Source organism: Vibrio sp. B1FIG11, from assembly GCF_905175335.1.
Lineage (GTDB): Bacteria > Pseudomonadota > Gammaproteobacteria > Enterobacterales > Vibrionaceae > Vibrio > Vibrio campbellii.
Genome location: NZ_HG992751.1, coordinates 1,918,249 through 1,934,069, shown reverse-complemented (window position 1 = coordinate 1,934,069; position 15,821 = coordinate 1,918,249). Strand labels below are relative to the sequence as shown.

The 15,821-nt window shown below is 46.9% G+C and carries 12 protein-coding genes; all 12 read left to right on the top strand.

Annotated elements, in window-relative coordinates:
- Position 1 precedes the first annotated feature (1 nt).
- Genes KHO06_RS09215 through KHO06_RS09160 form a run of 12 tightly spaced genes read left to right on the top strand, consistent with a single transcriptional unit; the run spans position 2 to position 15,813 of the window.
- Positions 2-1,396, top strand: coding sequence for a type VI secretion system contractile sheath large subunit (locus KHO06_RS09215; RefSeq protein WP_212581404.1), 1,395 nt, complete (start codon positions 2-4; stop codon positions 1,394-1,396).
- On the top strand, positions 1,396-1,818 hold the full coding sequence (gene tssE / locus KHO06_RS09210; protein ID WP_050908818.1) for a type VI secretion system baseplate subunit TssE: 423 nt from the start codon (positions 1,396-1,398) through the stop codon (positions 1,816-1,818). Before KHO06_RS09215 ends, tssE begins: the two co-directional genes overlap by 1 nt.
- Positions 1,811-3,562: a type VI secretion system baseplate subunit TssF gene (tssF, locus tag KHO06_RS09205; RefSeq protein WP_212581403.1), complete on the top strand. Its 1,752-nt coding sequence runs from the start codon at positions 1,811-1,813 to the stop codon at positions 3,560-3,562. Before tssE ends, tssF begins: the two co-directional genes overlap by 8 nt.
- Before the next feature lie 12 nt (positions 3,563-3,574).
- On the top strand, positions 3,575-4,513 hold the full coding sequence (locus KHO06_RS09200; protein ID WP_212581402.1) for a type VI secretion system baseplate subunit TssG: 939 nt from the start codon (positions 3,575-3,577) through the stop codon (positions 4,511-4,513).
- 57 nt (positions 4,514-4,570) lie between these two features.
- Positions 4,571-7,177, top strand: a complete 2,607-nt coding sequence (gene tssH / locus KHO06_RS09195; RefSeq protein WP_212581401.1) for a type VI secretion system ATPase TssH — start codon at positions 4,571-4,573, stop codon at positions 7,175-7,177.
- 9 nt (positions 7,178-7,186) lie between these two features.
- A complete protein-coding gene (locus KHO06_RS09190; RefSeq protein ID WP_244858344.1) occupies positions 7,187-7,993 on the top strand; it encodes an ABC transporter substrate-binding protein in 807 nt (268 codons plus the stop codon).
- A 3-nt stretch (positions 7,994-7,996) separates the two neighbouring features.
- Positions 7,997-8,935 (top strand): type VI secretion system-associated FHA domain protein, encoded by a 939-nt coding sequence (locus tag KHO06_RS09185; RefSeq protein ID WP_212581400.1) that lies wholly within the window; start codon positions 7,997-7,999, stop codon positions 8,933-8,935.
- Positions 8,935-9,417 (top strand): type VI secretion system lipoprotein TssJ, encoded by a 483-nt coding sequence (tssJ, locus tag KHO06_RS09180; RefSeq protein ID WP_005451918.1) that lies wholly within the window; start codon positions 8,935-8,937, stop codon positions 9,415-9,417. Before KHO06_RS09185 ends, tssJ begins: the two co-directional genes overlap by 1 nt.
- A 26-nt stretch (positions 9,418-9,443) precedes the next feature.
- Entirely contained in the window at positions 9,444-10,775 is a 1,332-nt protein-coding gene (gene tssK, locus KHO06_RS09175) for a type VI secretion system baseplate subunit TssK (RefSeq protein WP_009704391.1), read from the top strand.
- Positions 10,776-10,781: 6 nt separating this feature from the next.
- The gene (gene icmH, locus KHO06_RS09170; RefSeq protein WP_212581399.1) at positions 10,782-12,035 is read left to right on the top strand and encodes a type IVB secretion system protein IcmH/DotU; all 1,254 of its coding nucleotides are present in this window, start codon (positions 10,782-10,784) and stop codon (positions 12,033-12,035) included.
- Positions 12,032-15,421: a type VI secretion system membrane subunit TssM gene (gene tssM / locus KHO06_RS09165; RefSeq protein ID WP_212581398.1), complete on the top strand. Its 3,390-nt coding sequence runs from the start codon at positions 12,032-12,034 to the stop codon at positions 15,419-15,421. Before icmH ends, tssM begins: the two co-directional genes overlap by 4 nt.
- Positions 15,421-15,813 (top strand): protein kinase family protein, encoded by a 393-nt coding sequence (locus KHO06_RS09160; RefSeq protein WP_212581397.1) that lies wholly within the window; start codon positions 15,421-15,423, stop codon positions 15,811-15,813. The genes tssM and KHO06_RS09160 overlap by 1 nt, the downstream gene beginning before the upstream one ends.
- Positions 15,814-15,821 lie beyond the last annotated feature (8 nt).

Genomic DNA, 15,821 nt, shown 5'->3' with positions numbered 1-15,821 from the left:
TATGAGTAAGATTTATCACTCAGGTTGGCAGACCCAATTTACACAGCTAGACGATAAAGACAGCGACTTTTTACAAGAGGCGCTCTCTTTACTGTCTCAAGTGTCTCGCTCCGCGCTAGACAGTTCCGATGCGCTTATCACACATGTTTCACGCTTAATTGCAGAGATTGACAATAAGCTCTCGAAACAGATGGATACGTTACTGCATCATCCAGAATTTGAGGCATTACAAACCAATTGGCTAGGGCTTCAAGGCTTAGCCACCCTGCCCGTTAATTACCAACGCACTCAACTCAAGCTTCTCAATATGAGTTGGGAAGAAGTGTCTTCCGACGTCAATCAAGCCTACAGCACTAAAACGTCCGAGTTGTACAACAAGATCGGCAACCAAGAGTTAAACACCTTGGGCGGACATCCATTCGGTTGCTTGCTGTTCACACAACCCATCGCGGCAGATATGGATTTCGAATCCGACTACGATGATTTGTTCACCGTAGAACTATTGAGCCGCTTAGGTGAAGCAACGTTATGCCCAATGCTATTTGCTCCTAATCGCGATTTCTTTGTCGAATCCGGCGCAGACTGGCTGTCTGACATCAACCGAATCGAGAAGATCCTCGCCAGCCCTGATTACCAATCGTGGCAGTCTTTACGCAGTAAACCCTCTGCGCGTTTTGTCGGTTTAGTGATGCCAGAAATGTGCATGCGTACACGTTATCAAAACGCTAAAGTGGGATTCATCTACAACGAGAAACAAAACGGACTTTGGGGCAATGCGGGCTTTGCGTTTGTATCCACCATTATGCGAGAACATCAACGGGTGAGTTGGTTTGGCTTTTTGAAATCTCGCTGGAACGACAACAACCAAGGTGCCGTGGTCAATCAAAGCCAAAGCGATAGCCATTTTCTGATTCAACCTCAAACCAAAGTGACCTTGTTTGGGCAACTGTCGACCTTCTACAGTCGCAGCGGTTTTATCCCTCTTACTAAGAGTCCTTTGAGCGACAAGTTCTACTTCAATGGTAACAATTCGATTTGGCACAACAGCGAGTCTGATAACGAGAAAGTCCTCACTCAAATCCAAACCTCTTTGATGTCTTGCCGCATTGCGCATTATCTCAAAGTACAAGTACGCGAAATGATCGGCAGCTTCAAAACAGCTGCTGAGTGTGAATTATTCCTCTCTCAATGGATAGAAAAGTTCTCTAGCAACGTCGCGTATGCCAACGAAGAAACCCTATCAAAATACCCATTGAGCTTCGCAAAGATCAGCGTGTGCGACTCTGACCATCATCCGGGTAATTTCGTCTGTACTTTGCGTATCGTCCCGCAGTATCAATACGACCATTTCAGTGGCGAAGTGGTGCTGACAACAGAATTGGATGAGGTGGCGTAATGAGTTTTTGGCGTACCTTTGTGCAAACTGCCCCTACCACTCGTCGAGATGACATCGAGGACATCAAGTATCACCTGACTCGCCTGTTTGATTCGGAAGCGTCACTGATGAGCATTGATGATCGGCTAACTGAAGTGCAGCGCTCAAACTACCGTTTTGGCATCGAGGATGTGCACCTGTTGAGTGCCAGTCTCGACCACCAGCAATTAGCCCTCAAACTAGAAAACTACATTCGACATTTCGAGCCACGCCTTAGCCAAGTCATGGTTGAACTTGTTGAGCGCAAAGCGGGAGAAAACACCATCGCGTTCAATATCGTCGCCAAAGCCAAAACGGCACATGGCGAAAAAGAGCTGATTTTTGATTCCAAGATTTCCTTAAGCGACATGACTACCGATATGAAGGAGGATTTGTATGAGTGATCCTCTACTGCGTTATTACGAGCAAGAACTGACTTTTGTCCGCCGAGCCCTCGGTCAATTTGGTTCTGAACATCCAGAACACGCACAACGCCTAAACATCCATCAGGGACAAATCGAAGATCCGAGTTTGGCTCGCTTATTGGATGGCGTGGCACTATTGAATGCCAACGTCGAAAAACGTCTATCTGAGCAAATCCCTGAAGTTGTCGAAGGATTACTTGGCGTACTCTACCCAAGTTACATTCAAACGGTACCAAGTGTGGCGTATCTAGAAATGAGCACAGATGCGCCTTCCACAGACAGCACGACGCTTCCAAAAGGCACACGCTTTTCTTCCGAATCACAAGGCAAAACATGTTTGTTCACCACAACGGATGAACTCAAAACGACACCATTTGCACTGATTGACACCAAAGCAAGCAGCGCCCCCTTTGACTTCAATCGCCCTCAAGGCAGTGAACAAACTACCGCTGTTATTCAGCTCACTCTGTCTACTGGCGATGATGATGTGCATTTCAGTCAATTAGCGTTAGAAGATCTCGACTTCTTTGTTCAAGGTTTCGAGAACAATGCGGACTCCTTGGTTGAACTGCTGCTCAGTGAAGCGCGTGCAATATCGATTTCCGACATCAATGGTGAGAATCACGCTGTCTTGGCGGCGAGCCAGTTAAAGAGCCGAATCAGCGATAAGCAGTTTCAATTTCTGCCACAAAAAGGCAATCAATTTTCTGGCTACCATTTGATGAACGAATTTTTCTTCTTCAAAGAGAAACGTCAGTTCTTCCGTCTTAAAGGCTTTGGTGAAGCCTGTCAGCAACATGATTGCTCCACTGTGGTATTAAACCTGTTTATGCACTCTTTACCGATGGAGTTTATCCGCTTATTCGATAACCAAGTGTTTAAGCTCAATGTGGTGCCTGCGGTGAATCTATTCGAACAAACAGGCGAACCAACCAGCTATGACCAACGCAGCCTTACCATTCCCGTTAATGCCGATGCGCATACCGATAATGAAATTCAAGTGGTCGACATTTTGGATGTGTTTGAGATTACGTCGAGCGGTCAAAAACTGCTGACACCACTGTTTATAGACAGTTACCAAAGCGACCCACATTGCGATTACTGGCAAAGCCGAGAGGATTCCACAGGTGAACTACGATTGGCGATCAGCCTAAACGCCAACCAAGAACTCGAATTCAACAAACTCTACGGTACTCGCCTTCTTTGTACCAATGGCAAACAAGCATGCACCATCAACGGTGAGATGACATGTTTAGAGCCTATCGATTTACCCGGCGATTTTCATTCGCTCTACCCGCCTTCAGCTCCGATAGAACGCGAATCTGACGCTAATATGCACTGGCAATTTATCGGGCTACTGAACAGTAATTTCTCGTCTCTGCTGCACTCTGAAGATCCGACTCAGCAGCTTAAGCAAATGCTGCAATTGTGCAGCCGCAACCAGTTGGTGAGCGATGAAATTCAAATGATTCAGTCAGTAAAAGTGCGCTCACAAGTTTCATCGATGCGTATTCTAGGCAAGAACGTCTTCTCTCCGGGCACAGAGATTGAAATCACTCTCGATACGTCTGGCAACTATCTGACTTTCACCGATGTGTTGAATCGCTTCTTTCAACAGTTCTGTAGTTTTGATCGCTACATTCAGCTCACAATTCGTCTTTATGGCAAAGATGGCATTGCGAGGCGTTATCCAAAAATCCACGGGAGCCAGCGCTCGATGTAGCGTGAAAGATAGATGATGTCGATGTCACTGATTAACGATTTAAAAGCGAACCCACATGAGTATGACTTTGCTCAAGCAATGCGATTGCTGATGCAAATGACAAAGCAGTCTGGGCACAAGCTGAAGTTAGAGCTCAAAGCAGAAGCCATGCCCCATGGTGATGCCGACGATATTCAATACTTTTCGTTCAGTGACCACAGCGCCAAAGTTCGTATTGCTCAGCAAGCACTATCTGGCGCACAAGGGGTTATCCCCAACTACATCTATGAGGAATTGTTGTTTGCACTGCATAACGACGATCACGCACTCAAGGACTTTTTAGACGTATTCAATCAACGCCATTTTGAACTTGCCGCGCAGCTAGAACTCGCTCCTCACCTCTTGGTTCAGAAAGAGCTGGCGAAAGAAAAAACCGATTTACTCAAACAACTGGCGAACCTGAAACACGAACACGGCGCGCTGTTCCAATATTCGCTGCTGTTCGCTCAAGGGCATCGTAACTTAGAAACGTTAGAGCAGATCCTTAACGACTACTTCCCTTACCAAATCGATGTGTCGACTAAGAGCCATGAACGTCGTCAGTTACCAGCGAGTTCTCTTACCCGTTTGGGACAGAAAGACGACTACAACAGCGGGATCGGGCAAGGTTTCCTCATTGGCAAAACGTGCATGACTTACAACCAACATTTGGTGGTGAGTATCCAGCCTGCTAACCGCAAAGAGCTGCATCAGATTCATCGAGATACTCAGTTGGCGAGCCACATGCGCCAGCTCATTCAACATTATTTACGAGACGCCACGCCGATTTCTATTTATCTCAACGTTAAGCGTGCATATCTCGAAAAACCAAGGCTGTCTGCTCAGCCAGATCAAACCGCAAAATTGGGTGAAGTGGATTGCCTCGCCCCAGAACGTAAACCTACAGAGCGGATTCGGATTCTTCTGAAATAGCCAGGTAGACACCGCGACGACAAAGAAAGTTATCGCGCAAAAGACAAGGATAAGGTTATGACACAAGTAACGCTGACAAATTTAGTCGCCAAGTTATCGCCAGAATTAAAACGCGCATTGGAAGCCTCTGCGGGCGCAGCCATGAACCAAGGCGTTGCAGCCATTGAGCCGGAACATTGGCTGGTCACGCTAATGAATCAACAAGACGCGCACTTAAAAACTCTGATTGAAAGTCAGAAGATCAACCAAGATCAACTTGCCAGTGAACTAGCAAATCGCATCGAGCGCTTACCAAAAGTACAAGACAGCCAACCAACACTCAGCCATGCACTGACTGAACTACTCAAAGACGCTTGGATGATTGCCTCCGTTAACTATGGTCATGGTGAAATCATCAGCCTGCATCTCGTTCAAGCGCTGTTGCAGCAGAACGTCATGGGCGTATCGAGCAACAATCTCGAATCTCTACAGAACGTGTCGACCGAGTCCCTACAAGGTTTAATCCACAAAACGCCGGTGAAGCGCGCAACGCAACAAAGCACAGGTGAAGCAAGTTCAGCCGCAAACACAGCAAGCGCGAACGACGCACTAAGCAAGTACACCATCAACCTGACTCAACAAGCGATTGAAGGCAATATCGACCCGATTTCTGGGCGTAATTCTGAAGTAAGAAAAGCCATCGACATTCTTTGTCGTAAACGCCAAAACAACCCTATTTTCGTTGGTGAACCGGGCGTGGGTAAAACCGCTGTCGTTGAAGGCTTAGCGCTGAGAATCGCTGCAGATGAAGTACCAAGTGCGCTGCAAGGCGTTCAGCTCCATTCGCTTGATTTGGGGCTTTTACAAGCAGGTGCCAGCGTCAAAGGCGAATTTGAAAACCGCCTTAAAGACGTCATCAACGAAGTTAAAAACAGCGATGTACCAATCATTGTATTTATTGACGAAGCACATACGCTGATCGGCGCTGGTGGCGTAGCAGGACAAAATGATGCCGCCAACCTATTAAAACCGGCTCTTGCGCGTGGTGAGTTCAAAACCATTGCCGCAACAACATGGGCAGAGTACAAAAAGTACTTCGAGAAAGATCCTGCTTTGACTCGCCGTTTCCAAGTCGTCACGGTAGAAGAGCCAAATGCAGAAGATGCCAAACAAATGCTGCGTGGCATTGCGGCTTCATTGCAAAAGCACCACGGCGCGTTTATCACTGAATCCGCTATTGATGCTGCGGTCAACCTATCCATTCGCTACTTACCTTCTCGCCAATTGCCAGATAAAGCGATCAGCCTGCTCGATACCGCTAGTGCGCGTATTGCTTTAACCCAAGGTGCAAAACCAGAAGTGATTGAAGCGTTGGAGCAAACCATTCGTTATCAACAAAACGAGCAGTCTGCTTTAGAGAAAGAGTTTGATTTATTCGGCTCAGGCGCAGAAGAAATTGCCGAATTGAAGCAAGAAATCACCACCAATCAATCTCAATTAGCGGACTACCAGACACGTTGGGAGCAAGAAATTACTTTGGTTGATGAGATTAAAGCGCTTCAACAAAGCATCACAGAAAGCGAAACGCCGGGCGAAGCTCAGCAAACCCAGTTGAATGCCTTTCTCGACCAATTGCACGAGCTTCAAGGTGAAGAGCCATTAGTTAATGCGATGGTGGATGACGCGACCATTGCTCAAGTCATTTCCGGTTGGACAGGCATTCCCGTCGGCAACATGATGAGTGATGAAATCGCTCGCCTATTGTCACTAGAATCAGAGCTGGATAAACGCGTTATCGGTCAAAACGTGGCGAAGCAAGAACTGGCAAAAGCGATTCGAATCTCACGTGCTGGCTTAACCGACAACCGTAAGCCGATCGGTGTGTTCTTGATGTGTGGTCCAAGTGGTGTCGGTAAAACTGAAACCGCCATGGCACTCGCGGAGCAACTTTACGGAGGCAGCAACGATCTCACGGTTATCAACATGACCGAATTTAAAGAAGAACACAAAATCTCAATGCTACTTGGCTCGCCTGCTGGCTATGTTGGCTTTGGTGAAGGTGGCGTATTAACCGAAGCGATTCGCCGCAATCCCTACTCTGTCTTGCTTTTGGATGAGATGGAAAAAGCGCACCCGGGCGTTCATGACCTCTTCTATCAAATCTTCGATAAAGGACATATCAAAGACAGCGAAGGTCGCACGGTCGATTTCAAAAACACCTTAATCATCATGACTTCTAACGCCGCTGACCAAGCGATTTGCGATGTGTGTGATGAAAACGCCGAACGCATCAGCAACGATGAACTGCTCGAAGCAATTCGTCCCGATCTACAACGCTACTTCAAACCTGCATTCTTAGGACGTACCACCATCGTGCCTTATTACCCACTCAACGATGATGAACTAGCGAAGATCACCGAAATCGCGCTAAACCGCATTCGCAAAAAACTGGCAGAACAGTATCAAGCGAGCTTTACGTGGGATGCAGGTTTTGTGGATTTGGTTGTCAGCAAAAATACCGACCCTACGACAGGTGGTCGTGCGGTTGAGCAAATCATTAACCGCTCTTTGATGCCGAAGTTGGCTGAAGAATGTATCGCGCGTCTGAGCGCACAACAACCGATTAGCCAAGTGACGGTGACCGCAGCGTCGACGCCACAGGGCTTTGAACTGGATATTCAGTAGTAACGAATCATGGTGTTTAGAAGCGTACATTCACCCCAACTCGTCACCACCTCGATTCTTGTTCAAGAGGCGGCAGTAAGCTGTGGGGTGAGCTTTTTCCGCAAAATAACCAAGCTGGTCTCATCGCTGTTTATTTTGCTTGGTGCCCTATTCTCGTTTGAAGCTTGGGCGCAAGTTTGGATTGGTCCTGACCGATTGCTGCTTGCGACTCACAAATGGGCACCGTACCAAACTCACCAGAATCAAAACATGGATGGGTTTGCGCTCAACCGCGTCAAATGCGCACTGGGCGAAATGGGACAACCTTACCAACTGACCATGACGGAATGGTCTGACGCACAACTTCACGTGCACAGTGGTCAACAACACGGCTTTTTCGTCTCACCGAAAACCAGAGAACACGACAGCTACGCAACCTTGTCTGCCCCCATTACCGAACAAAAGTTGCGTTGGTATTTTGGTCCTGGTGTAGAGCCTAAGCTTGATGATTTGTCAAAGTTGAACCTTAAGTTCTCGGCAGAATTTGGCTCAAGCACATGGTTTTGGCTGAAACGTAACGGATACAACGTCGTTAAGCAGCCACGAGATGCTAAGGTTTTACTAAGGCTTTTAAAACAAAGAGAAATTGACGTCGCACTGGAAGATGAACGGGTGTTCCACACTGAAATAAGCCAAGCCTCTCTTCCAAGCGATTACTTCTATTCTCAAGTATTCGAAACCAAGCCAATGGGCGTGTATTTCTCTAACCGCTTTTTGGACAAATATTCTGGTTTCTTAACCGCTTTCAACACAGCGTTGGCTAAATGCGAGGGATAACAAGTGGCGATCAGCATACATTTGATTTCTGTACCCTCTGAAGAGGTGGTGACTTCAAGAGTCATCTATCTGCCCGAGTCTGGCGGGCAGTTTGGGCGTTCTGCTTCTTGTGAAGTGGCATTGCCCGATCAATCAAAACGCATCTCGCGTATCCACGGACAAATTCGTCTCACTGAAACAGGTTATTTGGTGAAGAGTACCGGCAAGAACCCGGCTCGCCTCAACGATAAAGCCATGGTGAGAGACAAAGATTACCCACTCAACGATGGCGACATTTTAAAGATCGAAAGCTATTCGATGTTGGTATCAACACTCACGTCGAGCAAAGCGCCTGTCGAAGAGCAATCCGATGATCTCTTTGCAACCAAGTTCGACCTGCAACTGGAAGACAATGTCGATTTTCTCGACGAGGGAGACATCGTCGAACCCGTGAAATCGGAAGTTCATTACTCCCACCAGAATGTAATGAGCGATGACCCCTTCTCCTCCGACCCGTTTGAAGACATCGACGATGACGAACTGGTGGACCACTTTGAAGTGGATGAAGTGTCGAAACAGCAGCAAGCAATGGAGCGTTCTACGGAGATTGAGTATCTTCCGGGCGACCACCTTCCAACATCAGAGCTGGAAGCCTCTATCGAAAAGCTGATTACGATTACCGAGAAGAATCAACAATACCTTCGTAACCCACCGCTTGCACATGATGCTTTGTTTGATGCATTGGACAAAACACTCGATCAGTTCCTCAACGAATTCGCGCCGAACCAACTAGAGAATCAATTTAGCGAATTTGTGTCTGGCGGACTATTCAGCAGCAAAGACAAGAAGTATTGGAAAATCTACCGCAAACACTTCCAACATCGACAAGACAACGGTGATTTTCGTCGCCAGTTCAAAGCGATGTTTATGGAAAACATGCAAAAGCAAAGTGAGGAAAGCTGATGAAGATTTGGCTTAGTTTACTCGCTTTCGCTTTGGTGGGATGTTCATCCGACCCAACACCGGTTGTGACGCAATATCAATTGGCGGTAAGCGCCGAGAAGACGATCAACCCAAGTGTCAACAACAGTACCAATCCCGTGGTGGTGCGCTTGTATCAACTAACCGATGCCCAGCAGTTTAAGCAATTGCCGTTTATCGATTTGTACAACGATGACGTAAGCCTTTTGGGCGCAAACTTGGTGTCGAAACAAGTGCTGCCCGTGGTGATGCCAGACAGCAATAGCAAACAAACCTTAGACATCAACAAGACCACTCAATACATCGGCGTATTGGTGGAATTTGCCGAATATGATGCAAGCACGGCGACGGTAGTGACAACCACGCCTCAGGAAGAAGAACAATATATCCAGTTAAAGATCAGCGGCAACAAAGCAGCATTGCAAACCGTGACACCAGATTCGCCTTGGTGGGATGTCTTTTAACTCGATTCAGTAGATAGGGAAATCTCGTGGACGCATATAAAAAAGTCGTTTGGCAAGAAGGCATGTTCATTGCCCCACAACACTTTCAACAACAAGACAGATACACACAAAACTACGTCAGACAAAACGTCGAAACGCTTGCCGGTTATGCCCCTTACTATGGCGTGACCGACTTGGTGATCAATCACGATCTACTTAAAATTGGCAAGCTTTCCGTCTCTTCTAGCGCAGGGTTATTCCCAGATGGCACGCATTTCGAACTGAAACGCGAAGTCGCCAGAGATGTGCCGCACGGTACGATTGAGAAAATGGCTTACTTAGCATTGCCTGTATCTCTGCAAGGCAATAATGATTACGCCAATGATGAATCGGAACAAAGCCGCTATCTCACGCGCACCATCAATGTGTTTGATACTTCAACCTCTGAGAATGCCAGCGTTGAGGTGGACGTCGCGCAGCTCAATATAGCGATTAAACTAGAAGGCGAAGACACTTCAGGCTTTACCCTCATACCTTTCGCCAAGGTGTTGGAATGCAGCGAAACGGGCGAAGTGATGCTAGACCGTTCCTTTATTCCTGCGTGTTTGCACTATGGTGCATCACAGCTATTGGTTGAACGTTTGAAAGAGATTCATGCCCTCACGTCCAACCGTGCCACCAGCTTGCTCAAACGTATTCAAGCTGGACAAGGACAAAAGAGTCCGCAGTCGATGATGCAGGATTACCTGTGGCTGCAAACACTCAACACTTGGCTTCCGTGGTTTGATTTGTCTTTGTCGAATCCAAAGTTTCAAACCCATCAGCTTTATTTGGAGCTACGCAAGTTTGAAGCGCAAGTCATGGCATCCACACCCGCAATTCCAGAACCATGTCAACCGTTGGATTTCCATCGTCTGTACGATTGCTTTAATCCGCTTTTTTCGAATCTGCGCAATATGCTCACGCTGGTTCAGCAAGACTCTGTGATTGAGTTCGCCTTCGACACTTCATTGTTTGAGCGACGCCGCTTACTGCGCACGTTGGTAAAAGACGGTCACAACTTGTCCGATCGCCGATTCGTTCTCAGTGTCCGTTCCAACATCAGCAGCACCGAGCTTAACGAATTGTTCCCTGCGGCAGCCAAACTCAGCAGCAATAACAAGATTGTCGAGATCGTGCGTAATGCCCTTTCTGGCGTTCAACTAACGCCGCTTCCTGTTGCGCCAAGCGAACTGAAACCGATGCAAGGTACAGCGTATTTTGAAGTGGATACGTCAGACCGCAATTGGTTAGAAATGATTGAAAACCGCGATGCACTGGCGCTGCACGTCGATACACGTGTTGGCGACCTAGAAGTGATGCTGTACGCACTGAGGTAGTAAGTTATGAACTATTTGGATGAAGATACCTTAGTTTGGGACAGCAGCGAAAATGACTTCGTGAGTAAAGATACCGACATGCCTGACGTAAAATGGCATTCGGTCAACGCTGCGCAAGCCAATATTGGGTTCTTACATCATTTCGATAAAGCCGAGAATCAGCTGATCAACATCAGTTCTGAGTTATTGGCTGTCACTCTCAAGATCAACACCTTGCCGGAGCCCGAAGACATCACCACGCTCAGACATCAACTGGTGGCTTCTATTAATGAGATCAAAACCAAAGGCGCAGAGCTGACCTACCCAGTCGCCGTGATCGACAAGCTCTGTTTCCTGTATGTCGTGGTTTTGGATGAGTTGATTGTCTACACCGATTGGGGTGAAAAACGCGGATGGGAGAACAAAACCTTACTCAGTGAACTGTTTGGTATGCGCAACGGTGGTGAGCTTTTCTTTACTGTGGCAGAGAAAGCAGCGCGCCAACCGCACAAGCTGATCGACTTATTAGAAGTGGTTTACCTGTTTCTCAATATCGGCTTTAAAGGTCAGTACCGTGAAACGGGCAGCGAACAGCTAAAGAGTTTTACCTACCGCTTAGAGCAGATTTTAAGTCAGTACCGACAAGCCGGTGGAATCTATTGTCATACTAAGGTTTCAGTGCCTAAAACACGTAAACCAACGCGCAAAAAACGTTACCTTGTCACTACATTATTTTTCCTAACTATCATTGGCTTGAGTGTTGCCCTCACCTATTTCTGGTACAACAAAACCAAACCACAGCGGGCTCGTGATTTTGTCCAACTTGGTGAGTACAGCCAGCGCTATATTGAATCTGGTCGTGCGGAAGACATCGTTTATGTCAGCACTGACGACGATTTAAAAGGCAATAAAGTCGCGGTAAATACTACTCAACCACCTCGTACAGCGCCGAGCCAACCAAAAGCCGTGACGCCACGAGCGAAAACACCCGCGACAGAAGCGAAGAGCAATCCAACGACGAGCCCTACAGCAGATACTGATTGGTTGGTGCAACTTGCAACCTTCTCTAACCTTAAAAACGCCGAGAAATTTATTGCCCAACTGCCGACATCCAACTATCAACCTGTTGCGGATAACATCAACTCCCACGTTCGCGTCATCGTTCGATGTGACAACTCAGAACAAGCTAAAACCATCAATAACTGGTATCGGGAGAATGCCAACGTCAACGGCTTAGTGGTGCATAACAAAAACAAACAAAGCGAGGTTGAGTCACGATGACGCAAGACAACCCAAATACACCGACAAGAAAAAAGGCAATCATTTGGAGCCTCGTTACCCTTCTGCTTCTGGCAATCTTAGGCAGCTTACTGACTTGGTTTGTCGCATATCCTGATTTCTTATGGACAGGCGTCATCACGACAACCATTGTGGCACTTCTGTCTGCTGGGCTTTGCTTTTGGTTAATCAATCGCAAGGTGAAAAAGAGTCTTGAGCAAGACCAAGAACGTGCACTAATCATCAAACGCTGCAAGTTATTCGCTTTCCACTTCAAGAAAATGCTCGGCGTACAAAAGCGTAAAAAGCGCTTAACCAGCCGTTACGATCAGCCGATTTATCTGTTACTCAGTGATAACCCAAGCAAAGACAAAAGCATCATCACGCAGATGGGTTACGAAGCTTATAAGGTGGATGACTTTGGTAACGACATTGAGTTTCCGATTCTATTTTGGCTCAGTGAACACTCAATTCTAATTTCCGTCAGCATGGGCGAAGATCAGCAACCGCTTTACTTAAAAACACTGTGTCAGTGCCTAAATAAATGGCGTCCGAGACAAGCGATTAACGGCTTATTGCTAACCACAGAAATTGAACAGTTAGTTGGCAATAGTGAAACCCTTTCACAAAAAGCCGACCAATTGAAATCGCAAATCAAAGCATTCAATCGTTCATTTGGTTTGAACCTACCTGTCTACAATGTCCTAACCAACATGGGTCAAGTGAGCGATTTCTGTCAGTTCTTTTCTGCGTTTGATGAGGCGAGACGCAATGAAGTGTTCGGCGCCACCAGCCCAGTACAAAAACATGGTGGCATTGACGCCGATTGGTTCAATGACGAATACGACCACCTCATTGGTCAGTTAATCTCGAACATGAGCAACGCGTTGGGAGCACAACTTAACCAAGATTTCCGCAATGCCATTTGTGGTGCGCCTTACCAATTTGGTCTACTCAAACAGAATTTGTGGCACTTCTTACAACGCTTGCACCGAGGCGACCAATACACAGATGGACTCAACTTCCGTGGCTTCTACTTTACCCACAGTGGCAGTGATTTCGCACAGCATGATTTACTGGCGAACGTGGTCAACCAGTCCCTCGGCAATGAGCAATATCAGCAACACCAACAAATGCCCGTTCAACAAACCTTGTTTGCTCAGCATTTGATGTCTCATGTCGTGTTAAATGAAAACACTTTAGTCGGTGTTAACCGCCATAAAGAGAATTGGTTGTGGTTCAGCCAAACCGCTTACACCCTAATTTGGCTGGGTCTATTGGCTGGAACATTGACGATTCTCAAGTTCGACTTCGATTATCAAACCAATCGTGAAGCCAGAGCCGATGGCATGTTAGAGCGTTACAAAGAAGCGATCGCAGCACAGCCATACAGCAAAGAAGATTTGGTGGGCAACATTCCAAACCTGTACACCATGCATCGCATTTACGCGCTATATCAGGAGCCCGAACCTTGGTATACATTGCCATTCCTACCGAATGCGACCATCAAACCAGAAGTTGAAGCGGCTTACACCAAAGAGCTACAACAAGTTTTGCTCCCTTCTATGGCGCACACCATTGAGAATGACCTTTATGTTTATGTGAACTTGGAAGACCAAGCCAGAACGCTCGAACTGTTGAACGACTATCGGCTGTTGTTTGATAAAAATCGCACCAACATTGAAGAGTTGAAGAGCTACTTCTTGGCGAACTTAGAGCATCAAGGCGAAGCGGACAAAACCAACGTTGCTCAGCTTAAAGTGCTGCTCGACGACGTGTTTAACCAGCACTTGGTGGCGACAACTGCCAATCAAGAGCTTGAAGGGTTGGCGAAGCAAGTCATCAATCAGTCCAATATAGAGACGTTACTCTACCAACACATTTTGAACGATCATGCGTACGAGAAGCGCATTGATGTGCGTAAAGAACTTGGTTCCAACTTCAATCAGATATACCAATTCAAACCTGGCTACGTTGGCTATTTCGTTCCTTACTTGTACACACCGACTGGCTTTAACGAGCTGGATCTTTCGGTGGAATCCCCTCTTCTTATCGAAGCGTTATCCGCTTATGAAGGCATTGCAGGACAAGCCCCAAGTGCGCTAGAGATGCACCGAATCAGCCACGATTTAAAACGCATGTACCAGAACGATTACATCAATTACTGGCGCGATTTTATTAACAGCATCGAGGTGAAAGCCATTTCTGGCTCTGAACAGTTGAATGCCAGCTTGAACGTACTCAACAATGCCTCAAACAACCCAATGTCTAAGCTGTTTACTACCATCAGCAACTACACTTCGGTTCTTCTACCAGAGCCAAAAGATGCGAAGAAGAAGACCGATGAAGAGATTGCCGATGCTGCGCAAGACAACGAGAAGAAGGAATCCGCTCGCCAAATCACACTGACGTTTAATGATTTCCATAAACAAGTGACGCCAGACGATCAAGGTAAGAAGCCAATAGATACCGTTCTGGAAGGTTTCGCTAACACGGCAAAATGGCTCGATCAGTTCTACAAATCCAACACGCCAGACAAAGTGGCTTACGAAACGTTATCTGCAGGTTTAAAAGCGCAAAATCCGGTTGCGCAGTTGGCGTCATTAACCGATTCCCTGCCACCGTTATCCGGTGAAGTGATTGACTATGTGACAGTACAAACCAATGAGTTGGTAATGAACTTAGCTCACCAATACCTTAATAGTATGTGGAACAGCGAAGTCTACCAGCCTTATGAAAACACCATCGCAGCTTTCTACCCATTTAAGAAAAGTGCCAACAGCGACGCAAGCACAGCGGATGTTGCTGCCTTCTTTAAAACCGATGGCACATTGGACACCTTCTATCAAACCATGTTGAAAGGCTTCTCAACAGAGCAACGTGCGCCGTTTATGTCCGGCTTACTGCCAAATACTGGCTTTGCGTTAGATCCTTCGATTTGGCTGATGTTTGATAAAGCCAAAGACATTCGCTCTGCCCTGTTTTTAGCTGACCCGAAAAACGTTGCGATTCAATTCCAGATGAAACCGACGGAGATGAGTTCGGCGCTGACTGAGTTTTCCATTCGTGCTGAAAAACCGATTTTCACTTATCAACACGGTCCGATGCTGTGGACACAACAAAGCTGGAAAGGCGATTCTGTCGCGCAAGATGCACTAACGGTGCGTCTACAAAAACAAGCAACGCCGATTGCCAATGAGCAGTTTAAAGGCAGCTGGGCATGGTTCCGCTTGATTGAGCCGCGCGTCACTTCAACCTCTTCGCAAAGTACCCAACTTGAGTTTGATTACAATGGCGACAAGGTTCGCTTAACGATTAAAACGCAAGGTCAGAACAATCCGTTCGTGCCGAATTTCTTTGCGGGCTTTGTGTTACCGGCGAGCATTTAGTGATGAACACGTTCGCCAATCAAACCCTATTTAGAGCCTGTGGCGTTACTTATGTAGCGCCTTTGAGCAACAATGTGTTTCAGTGCGAGCACAAGCTCTATGGCACTGTGGTCATCAAGGTAGCGCGCAGCTTGGCTGAGAAACGGGCCTTGATGGCGGAAGCGGATTTTCTATCCAGATACGCATCGGATTACTGGGCAAACTTTCACGGTTATGGCTCGCAAAACCACGCCGACTGGTTAATGAGCCAGTATCTTGAAGGCAAAACACTTAACGCGATAGAGCCCGATTTATTACCTCAAGATTTAATAACCAAGCTTGAATTCGCTTTGCTAAACCTGCATAAAACCGGTTATCTGCATGGCGATATCAAACCACACAACATAGTCTGACGTCGAAT